The organism is Desulfobotulus sapovorans DSM 2055, from assembly GCF_059569355.1.
Map to the genome: position 1 here is coordinate 16,082 of NZ_JCANVJ010000027.1, position 15,859 is coordinate 31,940.

The window sequence follows — 15,859 nt, forward strand, 5'->3', positions numbered from 1 at the left end:
CAAAGACACAGAAAAGAACCTGTTATACCTTTTCAAAAAACTCTTTTTCAGAATCGCAGACAGGGCAAAGCCAATCATCAGGAAGATCCTCAAAGGCTGTACCAGCAGGAATACCATTGTCAGGATCCCCTTTTTCAGGATCATACACATAGCCACAGGGACACTCATATTTATCCATTTCATCCTCCTTTATGTGAGTTTTTGCCTATTCTGGCACAGGATAAAGCCTGATACAAGCGAACCGAAAATAAAAAGAGAGAACCGCCAGAATAAGAACGGTTCTCTCTTTTAAATTCACATAAATCTCTAAATCAAAATTGGAAAAAGGGTCTGCTCAGGTAAAAGAGTCAAGCCCCCACTTCCTCCTTAACCCCTACCACCATCTTGAAAAGCAGGGTCAGAACCAGAAAACCTGCAGCAAAAACCCCAAGGCTGATGACAAGCTCCAGGGCTGTAGGGGCATACTCGGTATATTCATGCAGGGGGTTGGGAACAAAACCGCCCGTCACGAAACCAAGTCCCTTGTCCAGCCAGGTACCGATAAAGACAATACCGCAGATCCAGGGCAGAAGGGAGAGGTTGTTTCTGATTTTGGGAATAAGCAGCAGCACAATCCCCGTCACCATGAGAATCATGGAAGTCCACATAAAAGGCACAAGGTTGCCTTTCCCCCAGAAGAGATAGGCAAAGTGATCCATGTGCTCCGGATTCTGGCTGTAGAAGACCACAAAGACTTCACAGAGGAAGAAGAACACGTTAGCAATCAGGGCATAGCAGACAATCTTGGAAAGCGTTCTCAGCGCCTTTTCGCCCGGATCAAAGTTGGTGGTCTTTTTCACAATGGTGGCCAGGATAATGAGGAAGGCCGGTCCTGCCGCAAAGGCGGAGGCCAGGAAGCGGGGAGCAATGATGGCGGAAAGCCAGAAACCCCTTCCAGGCAGACCACAGTACAGGTAGGCCGTAACGGTATGGATGCCGAAGGCCCAGGGGATGGAGATAAGAGCCAGAATTTTTACCCACTTTTTGGCATGTACGCCGTTGCGCTCCGCTTCCAGTACGTTCCAGCCCACAAGGATGTTCAGAAAAAGATAGCCGTTCAGAACAATCATGTCCCAGAAAAGCATGGAATCCGGACTGGCATGCCAGATCACGTTGAGAAGACGTGAGGGAAAGCCCATGTCTGCAATGATAAAAAGCAGACACATAACGATGGAGGCGATGGCCAGGAACTCACCGAGAACGGTGATTCTGCCAAAGGCCTTGTAATCATGAAGATAATAGGGAAGTACCAGCATCACCCCCCCTGCGGCAACCCCCACAAGAAAGGTAAACTGGGCAATATAGAAGCCCCAGGTCACGTCCCGGCTCATGCCGGTAATGCCCAGACCATAGTCAAGCTGCTTCATCCAGCACAACAGCGCCACCCCGATGACAAGCAGAAGGGAGGCGATCCATATCCAGTACTTGCTGCTTCCTTTGATCGCTTTTTCCAGCATGGTCACCTCACACAATGTAGTAGACGGAAGGGCCGGTGCCGAGGCTCGGCTTCCGTCGGATGGTGGTGTTGGCCTTCAGAGCCTTACGGACATCGGAGTTGGGATCCGTCAGATCTCCAAAAACGATGGCCCCCTTGGAGACTTCCACACAAGCAGGAGCCTGCCCTCTGGCAAGGCGCTCCGCACAGAAGTTGCATTTTTCCACAACGCCCTTCATGCGGTGGGGGAACATGGGATCCATCTCTGCGATATAGGGCTTGGGATCCCGGAAATTGAAGCTTCGTGAACCATAAGGACAGGCAGCCATGCAGAAACGACAACCGATGCAGCGGTGAAAATCCATCAGAACAATACCGTCTTCCCGCTGAAAGGTAGCCTTGGTGGGGCAGGCCTGTACACAGGGAGGATTTTCACAGTGGTTGCACAGAGCCAGAATAGGGGCTTTTTTCAGCTTATCGGAAAGATAATGGTTTTCCTGCATGGGAAACACATGCTTGTACTCCGAAGCCCAGACCCACTTCAACTCCTGCTTTTTCAGATCCGGACGGCCTTCAAAGCTCGGTACGTTGTGGATCTTATGGCACACCTCCTGAATCCTGGCGGCCATTGCCTCGTCAATCTTACGGGTATCAATGACCATGCCCCAGTGCCCTGCTCTCAGGGATTCCGGCCTTTTTTTAAACTTGGGATCTGCGACTTCGACGGCTGTATCCGCCACAGCCTCTTCCACCTTCGGAGCCGAAGAAGCAAAGGCATTCAGCACAGAACCCGTTCCGATACCGATGGCCGATACACCGGCGATCTTCAGAAACTTGCGTCTGCTTTCCTTCATCACTTGTTCTCCTTTGTCGGGTCGATGTGGCAATCCCAGCAATAAGGCGTATCCACCCCGGCATAATTGTGGCAACGGTCACAGAATTCTGCGGTAGAGGTATGACATCCCAGGCAGGAATTTTCTCCGGAAGAAAGGCTCATATTGAATTCCTTTCCGTTTTCATTCACATAGATCCGCTTGCCTTCACGTACCACCGTATCCCGCCAGGTATCGAGAAGAATCATGTGATTGGCGGCCATCCACTCCTTGGATTCCACACAGGTTCCCGCCTTTTTGGCCGCATCCGCAATCACCACTTCCGGCGCAGGGCCGGAGGGCTTTCCGGCATTCAGCCAGAACGGGGCCGCAATGAGCGCGGCAAAAACAAGAAGTCCCACAAGGACTTTGATTTTGTCATTCATCTGCTACCCCTCCGCATTTTCTAAGGGTTCAAAACGAAGGTTGGTTTCCCTTTCATGTTCCCCATCGAGAACCAGGGCGTTACCGACCAGTTCATGCAAGCCCGTAACCGAAACACCCGGAACCCAGTAATCCATCAGCGGAGGCAGCACCGCACGGTCAATGGCGCAGACACAGGAGAGCATGTTCACGCCGTATTTGTCATGGACATGCTTCACGGCATTGGCACGGGGCAGGCCGCCACGCATGCGGATTTCCATGATTTCTTCGGTGTTGAGACCAGATCCGGAGCCGCAGCAGAAGGTCTGTTCCCGAATGGTGTTTTCGGGCATTTCATAGAAATTGTTACACACATTTTTCAGGACATAACGGGGTTCATCCAGAAGCCCCATGGCCCTCGCCGGGTTGCAGGAATCGTGGTAGGTCACCTTCAGATGATCGTTCCGACTGGGCTTCAGGTTCAGCTTGCCATGACGGATGAGGTCTGCGGTGAATTCCGCGATATGCACCATCTTGGTGGAAGCGGCATTCTTGAACACCGTCCCCGTAATCGGAGACCTCGGTACCTCAAGGAAGTTGGCCGGACCGTTCATGGTATCCATGTACTGGTTGATCACGCGCCACATGTGACCGCATTCGCCCCCAAGAATCCACTTCACGCCCAGACGTTCGGCTTCATGGTACATTTTGGCATTGATCTTCTTCATCATGTCTGCGGAGGTGAAGAGACCGAAATTCCCGCCCTCAGAGGCATAGGTGCTGATGGTATAATCGAGACCAATGGCCTCAAACAGCATCAGATACCCCATATAGGTATAGGTTCCGGGATCTGCGAAGGCGTCACCGGAAGGCGTGATGAAAAGGACTTCAGCGCCTTTCCGGTTAAAGGTGGGGTTCGGCCGAACCCCGGTGATCTCTTCAATGTCATCACAGAAGAAATCGATGATCTCCACCATGTTCTGGGGCTGGATGCCGAGGTGGTTACCGGTACGGGAGCAGTTGGCTACAGGCTCCTTGATCCAGTTGATGTTCAGACCCAGAAGGTTCAGAAGCTCACGGCCCATCATGGTGATTTCTGCCGTGTCAATGCCGTAGGGACAGTATACGGAACAACGACGGCATTCCGTGCACTGATAGAAATAACTGAACCACTCCTTGATCACCTGGGGCGTCAGTTTTCTGGCACCGGCCATACGGCCAAGGATCTTTCCCGCCATGGTGAAGTCATTGCGGTAAATGGAGCGCAGCAGTTCCGCACGCAGGACGGGCATGTTTTTGGGATCACCGGAACCGATGTAAAAATGACACTTGTCCGCACAGGCACCGCAGCGGACACAGATATCCATGAACACCTTCAGGGAGCGGTACTTGTCCAGTCTCTCCTTGAAACCTTCATGGACAATTTTCTGCCAGTCTGCGGGCAGTTTCCAGTCCTCATCCGAAGGACTCCACTCACGGGCATTGGGAAGCCCTAAATATTCCAGATTCTTGGGTTTTGCCGGATAACAGAATCGGCCTTCAGACAGATCCGGCGGCACATCCATCCAGAACTCCTTGGCCGGCGTCCTGTCGATCTGGAGCAGCTCATCCGCTTTGGGAATATCGACCATGGTTTACTCCTTCTTTTCCACCGGCAGACCGGCCTCGATCATCTTCTCTCTGAATTCGTCCTCATAATCCGCATAGGTCACGAACTTCAGCTTGGGATTCCAGGGGTTGATATGACGCACGGCCCGGCTGTTGTTGGCCAGGTTCCGTGTGGGACTTAAGAAAATACCACCGGAGTGCATAAGTTTCGAGAAGGGGAAATAAGCAAACAGCACACAGACCATAAACAGGTGGGCATAGAAAAGCCCCCCAACGCCTTCAGGAACCACGGGACTGAAGGTGGCAAGGCTCATGGTCATCTGCTTCACGGTGAAAATATCCACCTTGGTAAAGTAGCGCAGAGAAATTCCCGTACCTGCAATGGCCGCAATGAGCAGCAGGGGGAAATAGTCCGCCATGAGGGAAATGTAATGCACCTGAGGCACAAGAAGACGGCGTGCAAACAGGAACAGGGCCGCACCCAGCAGCATGAAGCCGGAAAGCATGATGCCCGGAAGGCCGATCTGCAGAATACCGTCCAGGGTTTCTACAACCTTCAGAACGGCAGGCAGAGGCTCCAGGAAAAAACGCAGATGCCTTACCAGCACAACCAGAAAGCTGTAGTGGAAAACAAGGCCAAAAAGCCAGAGCCAGATTTCCAGGTTATAGGTGATTTTTCCTTCCCGGATCTCGTTTCGCGTGTTGCGGAACAGAGAACGGAACAGGAAAATTTCCAGCAGCATGCGAACAAAAACGCCCTTGGTATCCGAGGGGTTATCGTACTTGGAGTGCTGGATCCAGGAAAAGGATTGCTGCTGCCCGCAGGTGGTCGGAATGCGGAAGGGAACCGGGGATTTCACCCAGCCCAGCATCCGCATGGCAAACCCTGCAAAAAACAGCAGCATGGCGGCATAGGGTATGACCACCCCAAAAAAATAGGGAAGTCCGCTTCCACCGACATAGCCGATGAAACCGAGAACCACTACCGCCGCAAGGGAATAAAGCAGGTGTTGATTCATGGACACTACCTCTCTCTTCGGCAAAAAGCACCGATCCGGAGTCGCCTCCGGTCCAAAATTGATTCTGCCGACACCACAGTTCTGGCGCTGATCCTCCGCAACCAGACTTGTGCTGCCCTTAAACCCTATAGACATGACTCTCTGCAACAACCCGGATCGTGGGGGCTACGTCCCTTACCCACCCGTCTCCGGATTTTTACAGATGCCTTATACCCACAGCTTTTTTTGCATACACTGGCGTTTTTCATCCCCTTGCTACTGGATGATAGTTTCTTTCTTCGCTGCGGCATCCCGCTGTATTTTCCGATAAAGACGCTGGGGAAGAATATCCACACCGAGGGATTCCACTTCCTTAAGCATATCTGCCTTTTCCAGCAGATTGATGCTTCTTTCCATGACATGCCGGGACTTGAAAGACCATATCTGCTCCCGACAACGCATATAGAGAGTGAACCCCAGGATGGCAAGATCATCTACACGTTTATCAAACGCATAAAAAAGAGCAGAATCCGTGTCTCCTGCCCCGCTTGCCTTCACGGCTTCCCGTGCAAGATCCTTAAGATAAAAAATAAAGGTAAGGGCTTCCTTTGCCGTAAACTCCTGAACGGCACGGATACGAATGATGGGATCCAGACGGGCTTCGAGAACATCCTCCCCAAGGCCCTCAATCAAGCCTTCCATGACCTCAAAAAGAGAGGTTCTCAAGGTATGGCCCACAGGATTGGCAAAGGGATCCTTTTCATTTAAAAAGAAAGACTGGCTTCTTTTTGCGGGATAGGTTTTCACCACAAGATCCAGCCAGCGCTCTGCAATCCTGTCACTGCAATGCCCCAGCAAGGCTTTGAAATTCATGTTTATCTATCCTTAACCCTGATACTCAGTTTCCAGCAAGCAGTTCCTGAATGACTCATCATAGAATGGCGACTTATACTCGAAGCATCCTTTATATGTCAAGAATAAAACAAAAATAAGGAGTTATCCCCAAACGGATACAAAACACATCATAAAAGATTTTTTATGACAAAACCCACTACATATTGAAAAAAAGAAAAGGCTCCTTCCCTTCCGTTCGTATTTTCCAAAAAAATCAATGTTTCCCCCCCAACAGAAGCCCTTATAGCGGAGACCCCATCTAAAAACTCAGCTTCCTGTACACCAAGAACACAGAAAAAAGGATTCGCTTTTCGAAAAAAGCCCGAAATGATATGCCCATAAAAAACGGAATTCCCTCTGCTGCCATCAAAAAATAAAATGTCCGTCATTCAGACCTTCATTCTTCGGAAATATATCTAAAATAATAATTAAGCACATAAAAAAAGGACTTTAAAATGATTCATTTTTCAATGATGCACAAAAAGACACACAGTGCCACAGGATATTTCCGTCCTGTCCCCCAGCCCGAACCCTCGCTTCCGGATCTGCTTCTTTTATGTACAGCCCATCCTGAAGACGTATTTTTACGGTCTTTTCTTCTCGAAAAAATTCTGGATGAAGAGGCAAATAAGCAATCCCGCATCAGCACGTCTGATTTTTTCCTTTATGCCCTGAAAGAAGCCCGAAAAGCCGCAGGAATACCGGATTCTCCCGAAACATCCGCAGCCGAGGGTCAATCCCCCCTGGCTTACATGCGTATCCCTATGGATCCGGAAAAACACAGATGGATCCAGATCCTTCACAAGAATATTTTCAATCTCCATATTCCAGAACATAAAGAAATTCAAGAACTGCACAAAACGTTACTTACCGGCCCCAAACTCCCTGAGATGCCTGTTCCCATTGAAAAAATCCCCATCCTTTCCATACCCTGTCCTCCTCTTCCCAGTCCCATGGACGTTTTTTATGCTGCCATGGAACGCATGAACGATCAAAATATCCCTATTGGTTCAGAAAAACGCCATAAAGCCTCACTGAGCCCTATCGCCCTTTTGCGGGAATGGGATCTTGACCGGGAAGTCTCCGTTCCAGGATACACGCATCGCCTTACGGGTACACAGACCAGTTACGGCAGGGGCCTTTCCCTGGAACAGGCCCGGGTTGCCTGTCTTATGGAAGCCGCTGAAAGGATCACCGCCTTTGGCGGAGTCCATTCCGGAGAAATTTCCCTACGCCTCAGAAAAACCCCCATTCAGAAAGCCTCCCTCTCAGAACTTAAAAAAAAGGGAATTGCCGCCCTGAACCCCAATACTCTCCTCCTGGAAGCTCCCATGCCGGATACCGCCCTCTGGTGGATGCCCGGAGAACGGATAACATCCTCAGGTACAGAAAACTGTCTTGTGCCTGTGCAGTGTGTTCTTCTCTTTGCAAACCTGCCCGAATCTCAACTGTTCACAGCCCTGGGATCCACTGGACTGGCTGCAGGCGCTTCCGAAGAAGGCGCACGCCTTGCCGCTCTTCTGGAGGTACTGGAAAGGGATGCGGAAGCCACCATGCCCCATACTCCAAAAAACTGCTTCAGAATTCACTCCAGCACCCCGGAAGTGCATGCCCTTCTGCAATGTTATGAACAGGAGAGTATTTATCCTTTTTTTGAAGACATCACCACGGAATTTGGTATTCCGGCCTATCGTTGCCTTGTCGTGGGGAAAGGGGGGGAGGTAATCCGGGGGACGGGTGCCCATCTTTGTGGCAAAAAAGCCCTGCTCTCCGCACTCACGGAAACTCCCTGGCCCTTACCCGGTCCTCCAAGCCAAAAACCCGACTCCCGGATGCCTCTGCGGAATCTGGAAAATCTTCCAGACTTTTCAACAGACAATCCAGCGGCAGACCTGAAACGCATTGAACACTGCCTCCTTGCCAATGGATACAGCCCCATTCATGTCCCCCTCACAAGAACAGATCTCCGAATTCCCGTGGTTCGAAGTATAATACCGGGTCTTGAAATTCTGGGAGATTTCGACAGGTTTTCAACCATTAACCAAAGACTTTTCACTCGTTACCAACACCTTTTCAACAAAAATACCTGAAGCACTTTTTTCAACGGAAACAGTTCAAAAAAGCATCCAAAAGGCTTGGGGAAAATTCTGTTCAGCCTCACTGTTCATAACCCACAAAATAATGAACAGTTTTTTGTCCGTTAAGATCTCAGCCATAGAAGCTCCTGCGGTATGAGGAGGTTTCCTTGATAACAGGGATATTATCGATATGTTTTGAACAAAGCATCTCCCAAAAAACGAGCTTGCTTTCTTTTTAACCCAAGTTCGTCATTTTTTTTCTGAAAACCCAATAAAATCAAACGAAGTGATTTTTTATGGGTACTACATATTCACTTTTCAGCCGTTTAAACTAGGCTCTGTTGACATTTCGTTTTTTAAATTTCATTAATAGTCATTGATTGCAATAAGTTATGTTTATTTGTGTGGTCGAGCTAGACTATTGCTAACTATCTGAACTGGCTTGCTATCTGATCAAATGTCAACAGAGCCTAAGCCTTCAGGAGTATGGTCACTATTTTGACGAACTTGGGTTAAACTCTCATTTAACAAAAAATATATCCCTCTACCCGAAGGCAGATTCAAGAGAATCTGTTTTTCAACAGGATATGCACATGCCAAGAAAGCCGAAGAAAATAGTTCTATCTCTTTCCTGAAAATGCATCCCCTTGTTAAAAAATCATTGCTGTTGTTTTTCTTGGATTTTCCGAAAACAATTAAAGGATTTGGGGTAAACCGGATACCGATCACACAAAAAAAGGCCGGGATCAGGCTGGCCATAAAAACGACAGACAGCATCGTTAAAAAATGGCCCTTCCTGTACCCAGACCTCAATTCATGTGCTGCTACTCGGTGTCACGCCTTTGCCACTGCCTGACACCGAGAGTCCTCCTGATACCTGTTGACCCGTATCAGAGCATTTTCTCACCATGAATCCTCAAAAAAAATCAGAACAACTCTCCCAGTTCCCTGGCGATCCAGTTCAGGGAAGGAAAAAAGGCTGTTTCTTCATGGGGCTCCAGGGTAAGAATGGGAAGCGCTGTTTTTTGATATAACCTTCTTTTTAAAGCTGAAAAATCAATTTTTCCCTGACCTGGCGGCAAGTGGGCATCACGTTTCCCATCATTGTCATGAAGATGAATTTCACCAATAAAGTCACCCAGAACGGCAATCCAACGGGAAAGAGGGGTGCTTCCAAAGGCTTGGGTATGCCCGGTATCCAGACAGAAGCCAACTTCTTCAGAACGAAGATTTTCCAGAAGTTTCAACAGATCTTCAGGTTTCTCCTCGTACACATTCTCCAGAAAAAGCTGGGCACGTCTTTTCCGCACGCCTCTTCCCACTTCCCGCCAGAAAACCGCAGATCGTGCATACCAGTCATCCTGAATCCAGTCATAACGACGGCTTTCCCACCCGCCATGACACACCACGGAAACAGGTTCAAATATGGGAAGCACGTCCAGAAACTGCTGCATTCTTTCCATGGAAACCCTTCGAATAGCAGCATCCGGTGAACCGGGGGAAAGATCCATGAAAGGCCCGTGCAGGGTGATGCGTCGCCCTTTCTTTTGAAAAGCCCTGGCAACGGCCTTGAAATCTTCCATCCCCACAGTGTCCAATGTTTCGGCATCAATGCCGATTTCCGGATTCAAGCCCAGGGCAAGAAAACTTTCCATATAAAGATCCCGCATCCGAAAGGGCAGGTTGACCTGTATCTTCCCCCGGATTTTTTCGGGTATAGCGATAATCTCTGATACGTTCACGACGTTTCCCCTATCCTTTGAACATGTCCCGTATTCCCCCCAGAGAACCCAGGAAGTTACTGGCCTCATACGGGAGATAGATAATCTTGTTTTCCTTGCCTTCAGCCATTTCCTTCAAGGCCTCAATGTAACGCACGGCAATGAGATAGGTGGCCGGATCTCCGGGCCTGTCCCTGAAAGCTTCCACAAGCTTCATGATGGCCATGGCTTCGGCAGATGCGATTTTATACCGGGCCTCAGCCTCCCCCTCAGCCTCAAGAATGGTGGCCCTTTTTTCCCCTTCGGCCCGGTTAATGGCCGCTTCCTTTTCTCCTTCCGCTTCCAGAATGGCAGCTCGCTTTTCTCCTTCCGCCTTGAGAATCGCCGCTCTTCTGTCCCTTTCTGCCCGCATCTGCTTTTCCATGGCTTCCTGCACTTCCGCAGGAGGAGTGATATCCTGAAGTTCCACACGGGTCACCTTGACTCCCCACTTGTCCGTCGCATCATCAAGGATACTACGCAGTTTGGTGTTGATAATTTCACGGGAAGCCAGACATTCATCAAAATCCATTTCTCCCACCACGTTTCGAAGGGTGGTCTGGGTAAGTTTTTCAATGGCCTGGGGCAGGTTGGCCACCTCATACACAGCCCGGATGGCATCGGTGACCTGAAAATACAAGAGAGCATCAATTTCCATGGTCACGTTGTCTTTGGTAATCACATTTTGCCTTGGAAAATCATAAACCGTCTCCCGGAGATCAATGCGATCCGTCAGCTTGGTGATAGTCACACGTCTTTCTCCGGAAGCATCCTGGGTGACATAACGCCAGTGAATCTGACGGGGCTGATCCAGAAAGGGCCAGAGGATGTTGATACCACTGTCCAGCACCCGGTTAAAACGACCCAGACGTTCCACTATCATGGTTTCTGCCTGCTGGATAATCTTGAGTCCCTTAATGGCAAAGACAACGACAAAAAACGCCAGGAGACCGACAATGATCAGCAAAGGTTCCATAGGATATTTCTCCTTATTGAGTTTGATGGACAGCACGCACCACAAGGGTAACGCCACTGACGGATTCTATGACCACAAGATCCCCCTCGGAAAAAAAAGCCCCGTCCCCTCCCCTTGCCCGCCATACTTCTCCACGAACCTTTACCCGTCCATGACTGACAGCACCACCAAAGGCTTCCAGGACCAGAGCTTTTTCTCCCGTAAGGGCATGAACACCCGTGCGCACCTTTTTTGCTTTTTCTGAAGAAAAACGCAAAAGCAGGGGACGGATGGTAAACACAAAAACAAAACTGGTAAGAGAAAAGATAAAAAGCTGAGAAATCAGCCCGACTCCCAGAAGAGAAACAAGGGCAACGGCAAAGGCACCAGCACCGAAACAGGCCAGGAAAAAAGCCGGAGTAAACATCTCCCCCAATACCAGGGCTATCCCCAGAAGCACCCATAAATGCCAGGGTTCAAATGCAGCCATCTCCCCTCCTTGCTCTTTATGATCCGCTATCGTATTAAAAATCAGAAAACAAACTTTACCATGAAGCCCCTATACCGGAAAGTCTCATCATGCCTGCCACAAAAAATCTCATCCTCTGGCCTCCCCTGATCCAGGGAACCCTCCTGCGACGCTACAAGCGCTTTCTTGCGGATATTCTGCTGGAAAATGGTGAAACCATAACCGCACACTGCGCCAATTCCGGGGCCATGACCCATTGCAGTACACCAGGACGGCCTGTCTGGGTAGCCTTTCAGCCAGGCCCGAAAAGAAAACTGGCCCATACCTGGTATCTGATCCAAATGGAAGAAAGTCTTGTGGGGGTACATACCCAGATCCCCAATACCCTTGTCTCCCTTGCCATCAAAGCCGGACAGATTCCTGAACTTTCAGGTTATGAAAAACTCGAAAGGGAAGTCTCCACCCAAAATGCCCGCATGGATATCCGCCTTTCCGGGTCTGAAAAAAAAGACTGCTTTGTGGAAATCAAAAACTGCACCCAAATTTTTGAAGGCCTTGCCGCCTTTCCCGATGCCATAACCTCACGGGGAAAAAAACATATGGAAGAACTGGCTTTGCTGGTGGAAAAGGGAAACAGGGCTGTGGTGTTCTTTCTGGTACAACGGGAGGATGCCAGGGGCTTCCGACCCGCAGAGGAAATAGATGCTGCCTATAGCCGTTCCTTACGGGAAGCCCATATCAAAGGTGTTGAAATTATTTGCTATGATGTCCGCATGGATCTGGAAGGTATCCGTATCCATGGGGCCTTACCGGTTTATCCAGGAAAAGATCAGACCTGAAGCTCCCTTTTTCCCGAATGGAATCTGGCCTTTCCTTGACAGAAAAGTCGGGAAAAGCTAGATGTATGCGCAGAATAAATGCGGCAAAGGCCGTATTTTTTTATGAAAAAGGGAGGCTTTATGTTTGGTATGGGCATGCCGGAAATACTTCTCATCCTGGCCTTGGCACTGATTGTCATCGGCCCCAAAAAACTGCCGGATCTTGCCCGCTCCCTGGGAAAAGCCTTTGGCGAATTCAAAACCGCTTCCAAAGATTTTAAAGAGGCTCTGAACGCAGAAACCAGCACTCCGGAGGCATCTAAAAATCTCAAGGCTCCGGAAGAAACAAAGAATAAAGAAGATCGCCATGCAGGATGACTCCCTCTCCCTCATGGATCACCTGACAGAGCTCCGCAAACGACTGATCCGCTGCCTGATTGCCATTGCCATTGGTTTTCTGCTCTGTTACGGATTCAAAGAAGTACTTTTTTTGATTCTTGTGGCTCCCCTTCAGGAAGCCATGGGAACAGGAACCCTTATCTTTACCGGTCTGCCCGAAGCCTTTTTCACTTACCTGAAAGTTGCCCTTTTAGGTGGCTTTTTTCTTGCATTCCCTTATCTTCTTACAGAGTTCTGGCTCTTTGTCTCTCCCGGGCTTTATCAAAAAGAAAAAAAACTGCTTGTTCCCATTATCTTTCTTTCCGGTGTATTTTTTATCAGCGGTGCCCTGTTTGCTTATTTCGTTGTTTTTCCCTGGGGCTTTCGTTTTTTCCTGGGCTTTGCCACAGAATCCATCCAGGCCCTTCCCTCCATGAAGGAGTACCTTGCCTTTGCCAGTAAGATGCTTTTGGCCTTTGGTCTTGTCTTTGAAATGCCCCTTGTCCTGACGGGTATGGCAAAAATGGGGCTTGTTACCCCGGTATTTCTGGCAAAAAACAGAAAATATGCCCTTCTTATCTTTTTTACTCTTGCAGCAATCCTGACGCCACCGGATGTCATCACCCAGATCATGATGGCCATTCCCCTTGTACTGCTCTACGAAATCAGTATTCTCGGAGCACGCGCCTTTCATAAAAAGAACCTGGATCCCTCCGATCCGGATACTGGTTTATCCTAGGAAAAGGCTGGCCCCCCCGCCAGTTTCTTCCTGTTTTTCCCACCCCACAATGGAGGTTCTTTATGAATCCACAAGGACAAAAAGGTTTTATCAAAACGCTTCTCGGATCTGCTGTTCTGCTCTGCACAACAGCCCTGGCACTGGCTGCTTCTGGCCCTGGAAAAACCAGCGTCAGCGATGTGGTAGAAATGAAAAATCCCATCTATGAAAGTCATCAGCGCTCCATTGTCTCTTTCACCCACAAAAAACACACCGAAGACTACGGTCTTTCCTGCGGTGACTGTCATCATGACGATAAGGGACAGGCTCTGGATCTTAAGATGGGAGATTCCGTACAATCCTGCGCAGCATGTCACAGCATTCCGGGTGAACGGCCCAAGGGAAAGGGAACTCCCAAGCTCTCCAAGCAGGAACGCCTTGCCTATCATGCCGAAGCCATTCATGAAAACTGCATCGGCTGTCACAGGGACGTCAATAAAAAGACGGGAGATCGTAGCCGGACGCCTGTAATGTGCAACCAGTGTCATGCAAAAGAAGATAAGTGACGGTAAGCGATAAAACCTTGACACGATTCTGAGGGGAAAAAGGGGAAAAAGGGGGATCAGATCGTGTAGACCCTAAAAGGCAGGACACTGAAAAATGTGTTCTGCCTTTTTTGTTGGACTGTCGACCTGCTTACAGCAGACTGTCAGAAAGATCTTTCCGGGAAGAGCGAAAAGCACGAGCACGGGCTACCATGGCAGGTGCCCATTCCGGTGTCCCCATGGCATGAATGTGGGTATATGCTGCTAAGGTATTGCGAAAAACCAGACCATCCTGCCCCTTTGCAATCCCCACCCCCCTGTTCATGGAAAAGGCGGAAGGCACGTTTTCTTCTATAAACTCCACACGGGAATACCGAAACTCATGCCCCCGAAGAGAAAGCCCCTGGGGGAAAAAAGGATTCTCTCCCGTAACCTTTACACGCACATAACCATGGCCTTGGGGTTTTTCGCTAAAGCCAAAACGTACAGGAAAAACACCACACATGGGATAGGTGCTGCCATCCAAAACCAGGGCCTCACCAAGGTACATCAGCCCCCCGCACTCCGCATAAATCGGAAGCCCACCATGGGCTGCCCTGCGGATATCTTCCCGCAATCCAGAGTTTCCAACCAGTGCTGCGGCATGGGTTTCCGGAAAACCTCCCCCTATGTACAGTGCATCAATCTCCGGAAGTTTTGTATCTTCCAGACTGTTGATGGGAACCAGAACAGCCCCGGCTTCTTCAAGGGCTTCAAGATTTTCGGGATAATAAAACTGAAAGGCCGCATCCCGGAGAAAACCGATTTTTACAACGTGTCCGGACTTTTCCAAAACAGAATCGGAATCGGCTTTCCCTTCATATGGGGGAGAAACTGCGGTCGGTTGCGACAGGCTGAAAAGACGCTCCAGATCCACATGTTCCTTCACCACAGCAGCTGCCGTGCGGATGGAGTGGGAGGCCCATCCATGTTCCTGACTGGGAACAAGGCCCATATGCCGTTCCGGAAAATCCTGCTCCCTGAGCTTGGGAATGGCTCCCAGAACAGGAACACCGGTATGATATTCGATGGCCTTTGTCAGAATCCCCGCATGACGGGTACCTGCCACACGGTTCAGAATAACGCCACAGATCCGGACATCCGGGTCAAAATGAAGGCACCCCAGAACCAGGGCAGCCATGGTACGGGTACTTTTGGTGACATCAAGACAAAGAAGGACAGGGGCATCTACCAGCTTGGCAATATCCGCTGTGGAGGTATTTCCTTCCAGATCAATACCATCATAAAGTCCCCGATTGCCTTCAATCAGAGCAATATCCGAACCCTGGGCATACCGAAAAAAAGACCTGCGAACCACATGGGGGTCACAAAGATAGGTATCCAGATTATAGCAATGCCGACCGGTGGCAAAAGCCAGCCAGCCGGCATCAATATAATCCGGACCTTTCTTAAAAGGAGCAACCACTTTGCCCGTCTGACTCCAGGCGGCTGCAAGACCGATGGAAAGGATGGTTTTGCCCGACCCTCCCCTTAGGGCGGCAACCGCAACGCGGGGGATATCATAGCGCATGAAACCTGGTGCTCCGTTCAGAAAGCAGATAATTTTTACGGTTATTCGCCTTCAGCGCCAGCCTGCTTGCCAGCACCTTTCAGGCCGATCATGGTGGAAGAACCGGAGGACCAGTATTCGAGAATGCCTTCACCCACCATTTTGTTGATGAAGTTCTTCACGGTCCGGGGGCCTTCTTCGGGAAAAATTGTGTAAAAATCTTTCAGGTAAAACTTGGATTTGGATTTGGATTTGCTTTCAATATACTCCAAAACCATCTCTTTTGCATTGTCCGGAAGAGCCATGGTACGCCTCCATTCGAAAAAAGTTTGGGCCGGCACCTTAAAGGTACCGGCCGCCTTTCAAGCCAAAAACTCAGT

At 49.6% G+C, this 15,859-nt stretch carries 19 protein-coding genes; 5 read left to right on the plus strand and 14 right to left on the minus strand.

What is annotated here, in order from left to right; genetic code table 11:
- Window positions 1-22 precede the first annotated feature (22 nt).
- The 8 genes from BR04_RS14545 to BR04_RS14580 all read right to left on the minus strand — a co-directional run bounded on the left by BR04_RS14545 (window position 23) and on the right by BR04_RS14580 (window position 6,598).
- Entirely contained in the window at window positions 23-178 is a 156-nt protein-coding gene (locus tag BR04_RS14545) for a rubredoxin (protein ID WP_496356751.1), read from the minus strand.
- A gap of 169 nt (window positions 179-347) precedes the next feature.
- Window positions 348-1,496 (minus strand): sulfate reduction electron transfer complex DsrMKJOP subunit DsrP, encoded by a 1,149-nt coding sequence (gene dsrP / locus BR04_RS14550; protein ID WP_496356752.1) that lies wholly within the window; start codon window positions 1,494-1,496, stop codon window positions 348-350.
- Between the two features lie 7 nt (window positions 1,497-1,503).
- Window positions 1,504-2,328, minus strand: a complete 825-nt coding sequence (gene dsrO, locus BR04_RS14555; protein ID WP_496356753.1) for a sulfate reduction electron transfer complex DsrMKJOP subunit DsrO — start codon at window positions 2,326-2,328, stop codon at window positions 1,504-1,506.
- Window positions 2,328-2,732: a sulfate reduction electron transfer complex DsrMKJOP subunit DsrJ gene (gene dsrJ / locus BR04_RS14560; RefSeq protein WP_496356754.1), complete on the minus strand. Its 405-nt coding sequence runs from the start codon at window positions 2,730-2,732 to the stop codon at window positions 2,328-2,330. Before dsrJ ends, dsrO begins: the two co-directional genes overlap by 1 nt.
- A gap of 3 nt (window positions 2,733-2,735) precedes the next feature.
- A complete protein-coding gene (gene dsrK / locus BR04_RS14565) occupies window positions 2,736-4,340 on the minus strand; it encodes a sulfate reduction electron transfer complex DsrMKJOP subunit DsrK (RefSeq protein WP_496356755.1) in 1,605 nt (534 codons plus the stop codon).
- A 3-nt stretch (window positions 4,341-4,343) separates the two neighbouring features.
- Window positions 4,344-5,336, minus strand: a complete 993-nt coding sequence (gene dsrM, locus BR04_RS14570) for a sulfate reduction electron transfer complex DsrMKJOP subunit DsrM (protein WP_496356756.1) — start codon at window positions 5,334-5,336, stop codon at window positions 4,344-4,346.
- A gap of 255 nt (window positions 5,337-5,591) precedes the next feature.
- A complete protein-coding gene (locus BR04_RS14575) occupies window positions 5,592-6,188 on the minus strand; it encodes an RsbRD N-terminal domain-containing protein (protein ID WP_496356757.1) in 597 nt (198 codons plus the stop codon).
- Between the two features lie 149 nt (window positions 6,189-6,337).
- Window positions 6,338-6,598 carry a hypothetical protein gene (locus BR04_RS14580; protein WP_496356758.1) on the minus strand — a complete coding sequence of 87 codons (261 nt, stop codon included), beginning with the start codon at window positions 6,596-6,598 and terminating at the stop codon, window positions 6,338-6,340.
- A gap of 66 nt (window positions 6,599-6,664) precedes the next feature.
- Here BR04_RS14580 and BR04_RS14585 point away from each other — a divergent pair, with 66 nt between their 5' ends.
- Window positions 6,665-8,299: a YcaO-like family protein gene (locus BR04_RS14585; protein ID WP_496356759.1), complete on the plus strand. Its 1,635-nt coding sequence runs from the start codon at window positions 6,665-6,667 to the stop codon at window positions 8,297-8,299.
- Window positions 8,300-8,740: 441 nt separating this feature from the next.
- Here BR04_RS14585 and BR04_RS14590 read toward each other — a convergent pair whose 3' ends face one another.
- The 4 genes from BR04_RS14590 to BR04_RS14605 all read right to left on the minus strand — a co-directional run bounded on the left by BR04_RS14590 (window position 8,741) and on the right by BR04_RS14605 (window position 11,492).
- Window positions 8,741-9,064, minus strand: a complete 324-nt coding sequence (locus tag BR04_RS14590; protein ID WP_496356760.1) for a hypothetical protein — start codon at window positions 9,062-9,064, stop codon at window positions 8,741-8,743.
- A 149-nt stretch (window positions 9,065-9,213) separates the two neighbouring features.
- Window positions 9,214-10,029 (minus strand): sugar phosphate isomerase/epimerase family protein, encoded by an 816-nt coding sequence (locus BR04_RS14595; RefSeq protein ID WP_496356761.1) that lies wholly within the window; start codon window positions 10,027-10,029, stop codon window positions 9,214-9,216.
- A 10-nt stretch (window positions 10,030-10,039) separates the two neighbouring features.
- The gene (locus BR04_RS14600) at window positions 10,040-11,023 is read right to left on the minus strand and encodes an SPFH domain-containing protein (protein WP_496356762.1); all 984 of its coding nucleotides are present in this window, start codon (window positions 11,021-11,023) and stop codon (window positions 10,040-10,042) included.
- A gap of 13 nt (window positions 11,024-11,036) precedes the next feature.
- Window positions 11,037-11,492, minus strand: a complete 456-nt coding sequence (locus tag BR04_RS14605; RefSeq protein ID WP_496356763.1) for an NfeD family protein — start codon at window positions 11,490-11,492, stop codon at window positions 11,037-11,039.
- An 89-nt stretch (window positions 11,493-11,581) separates the two neighbouring features.
- On the opposite strand from BR04_RS14605, the gene sfsA reads away from it, so the two are divergent.
- The 4 genes from sfsA (at window position 11,582) to BR04_RS14625 (ending at window position 13,951) form a co-directional block, all read left to right on the plus strand.
- Window positions 11,582-12,310, plus strand: coding sequence for a DNA/RNA nuclease SfsA (gene sfsA / locus BR04_RS14610; RefSeq protein WP_496356764.1), 729 nt, complete (start codon window positions 11,582-11,584; stop codon window positions 12,308-12,310).
- 120 nt (window positions 12,311-12,430) lie between these two features.
- Window positions 12,431-12,667 carry a twin-arginine translocase TatA/TatE family subunit gene (locus BR04_RS14615; RefSeq protein ID WP_496356765.1) on the plus strand — a complete coding sequence of 79 codons (237 nt, stop codon included), beginning with the start codon at window positions 12,431-12,433 and terminating at the stop codon, window positions 12,665-12,667.
- Entirely contained in the window at window positions 12,657-13,406 is a 750-nt protein-coding gene (gene tatC, locus BR04_RS14620) for a twin-arginine translocase subunit TatC (protein WP_496356766.1), read from the plus strand. Before BR04_RS14615 ends, tatC begins: the two co-directional genes overlap by 11 nt.
- 62 nt (window positions 13,407-13,468) lie before the next feature.
- Window positions 13,469-13,951, plus strand: a complete 483-nt coding sequence (locus tag BR04_RS14625; protein ID WP_496356767.1) for a cytochrome c3 family protein — start codon at window positions 13,469-13,471, stop codon at window positions 13,949-13,951.
- A 130-nt stretch (window positions 13,952-14,081) separates the two neighbouring features.
- Here the strand turns inward: BR04_RS14625 and BR04_RS14630 are convergent, their stop codons facing one another.
- Together BR04_RS14630 and BR04_RS14635 are read right to left on the minus strand one after the other, a co-directional pair.
- A complete protein-coding gene (locus BR04_RS14630; RefSeq protein ID WP_496356768.1) occupies window positions 14,082-15,500 on the minus strand; it encodes a cobyrinic acid a,c-diamide synthase CobB in 1,419 nt (472 codons plus the stop codon).
- A 41-nt stretch (window positions 15,501-15,541) separates the two neighbouring features.
- On the minus strand, window positions 15,542-15,784 hold the full coding sequence (locus BR04_RS14635) for a dissimilatory sulfite reductase D family protein (protein ID WP_496356769.1): 243 nt from the start codon (window positions 15,782-15,784) through the stop codon (window positions 15,542-15,544).
- Between the last annotated feature and the right edge of the window lie 75 nt (window positions 15,785-15,859).

Excerpts from the sequence above, each read along its gene's own strand:
- BR04_RS14545 (WP_496356751.1), bottom strand. The coding sequence starts at position 178 with ATGGATAAATATGAGTGTCCCTGTGGCTATGTGTATGATCCTGAAAAA.
- dsrP (WP_496356752.1), bottom strand. The coding sequence starts at position 1,496 with ATGCTGGAAAAAGCGATCAAAGGAAGCAGCAAGTACTGGATATGGATC.
- dsrO (WP_496356753.1), bottom strand. The coding sequence starts at position 2,328 with ATGAAGGAAAGCAGACGCAAGTTTCTGAAGATCGCCGGTGTATCGGCC.
- dsrJ (WP_496356754.1), bottom strand. The coding sequence starts at position 2,732 with ATGAATGACAAAATCAAAGTCCTTGTGGGACTTCTTGTTTTTGCCGCG.
- dsrK (WP_496356755.1), bottom strand. The coding sequence starts at position 4,340 with ATGGTCGATATTCCCAAAGCGGATGAGCTGCTCCAGATCGACAGGACG.
- dsrM (WP_496356756.1), bottom strand. The coding sequence starts at position 5,336 with ATGAATCAACACCTGCTTTATTCCCTTGCGGCGGTAGTGGTTCTCGGT.
- BR04_RS14575 (WP_496356757.1), bottom strand. The coding sequence starts at position 6,188 with ATGAATTTCAAAGCCTTGCTGGGGCATTGCAGTGACAGGATTGCAGAG.
- BR04_RS14580 (WP_496356758.1), bottom strand. The coding sequence starts at position 6,598 with ATGACGGACATTTTATTTTTTGATGGCAGCAGAGGGAATTCCGTTTTT.
- BR04_RS14585 (WP_496356759.1), top strand. The coding sequence starts at position 6,665 with ATGATTCATTTTTCAATGATGCACAAAAAGACACACAGTGCCACAGGA.
- BR04_RS14590 (WP_496356760.1), bottom strand. The coding sequence starts at position 9,064 with ATGCTGTCTGTCGTTTTTATGGCCAGCCTGATCCCGGCCTTTTTTTGT.
- BR04_RS14600 (WP_496356762.1), bottom strand. The coding sequence starts at position 11,023 with ATGGAACCTTTGCTGATCATTGTCGGTCTCCTGGCGTTTTTTGTCGTT.
- BR04_RS14605 (WP_496356763.1), bottom strand. The coding sequence starts at position 11,492 with ATGGCTGCATTTGAACCCTGGCATTTATGGGTGCTTCTGGGGATAGCC.
- sfsA (WP_496356764.1), top strand. The coding sequence starts at position 11,582 with ATGCCTGCCACAAAAAATCTCATCCTCTGGCCTCCCCTGATCCAGGGA.
- BR04_RS14615 (WP_496356765.1), top strand. The coding sequence starts at position 12,431 with ATGTTTGGTATGGGCATGCCGGAAATACTTCTCATCCTGGCCTTGGCA.
- tatC (WP_496356766.1), top strand. The coding sequence starts at position 12,657 with ATGCAGGATGACTCCCTCTCCCTCATGGATCACCTGACAGAGCTCCGC.
- BR04_RS14625 (WP_496356767.1), top strand. The coding sequence starts at position 13,469 with ATGAATCCACAAGGACAAAAAGGTTTTATCAAAACGCTTCTCGGATCT.
- BR04_RS14630 (WP_496356768.1), bottom strand. The coding sequence starts at position 15,500 with ATGCGCTATGATATCCCCCGCGTTGCGGTTGCCGCCCTAAGGGGAGGG.
- BR04_RS14635 (WP_496356769.1), bottom strand. The coding sequence starts at position 15,784 with ATGGCTCTTCCGGACAATGCAAAAGAGATGGTTTTGGAGTATATTGAA.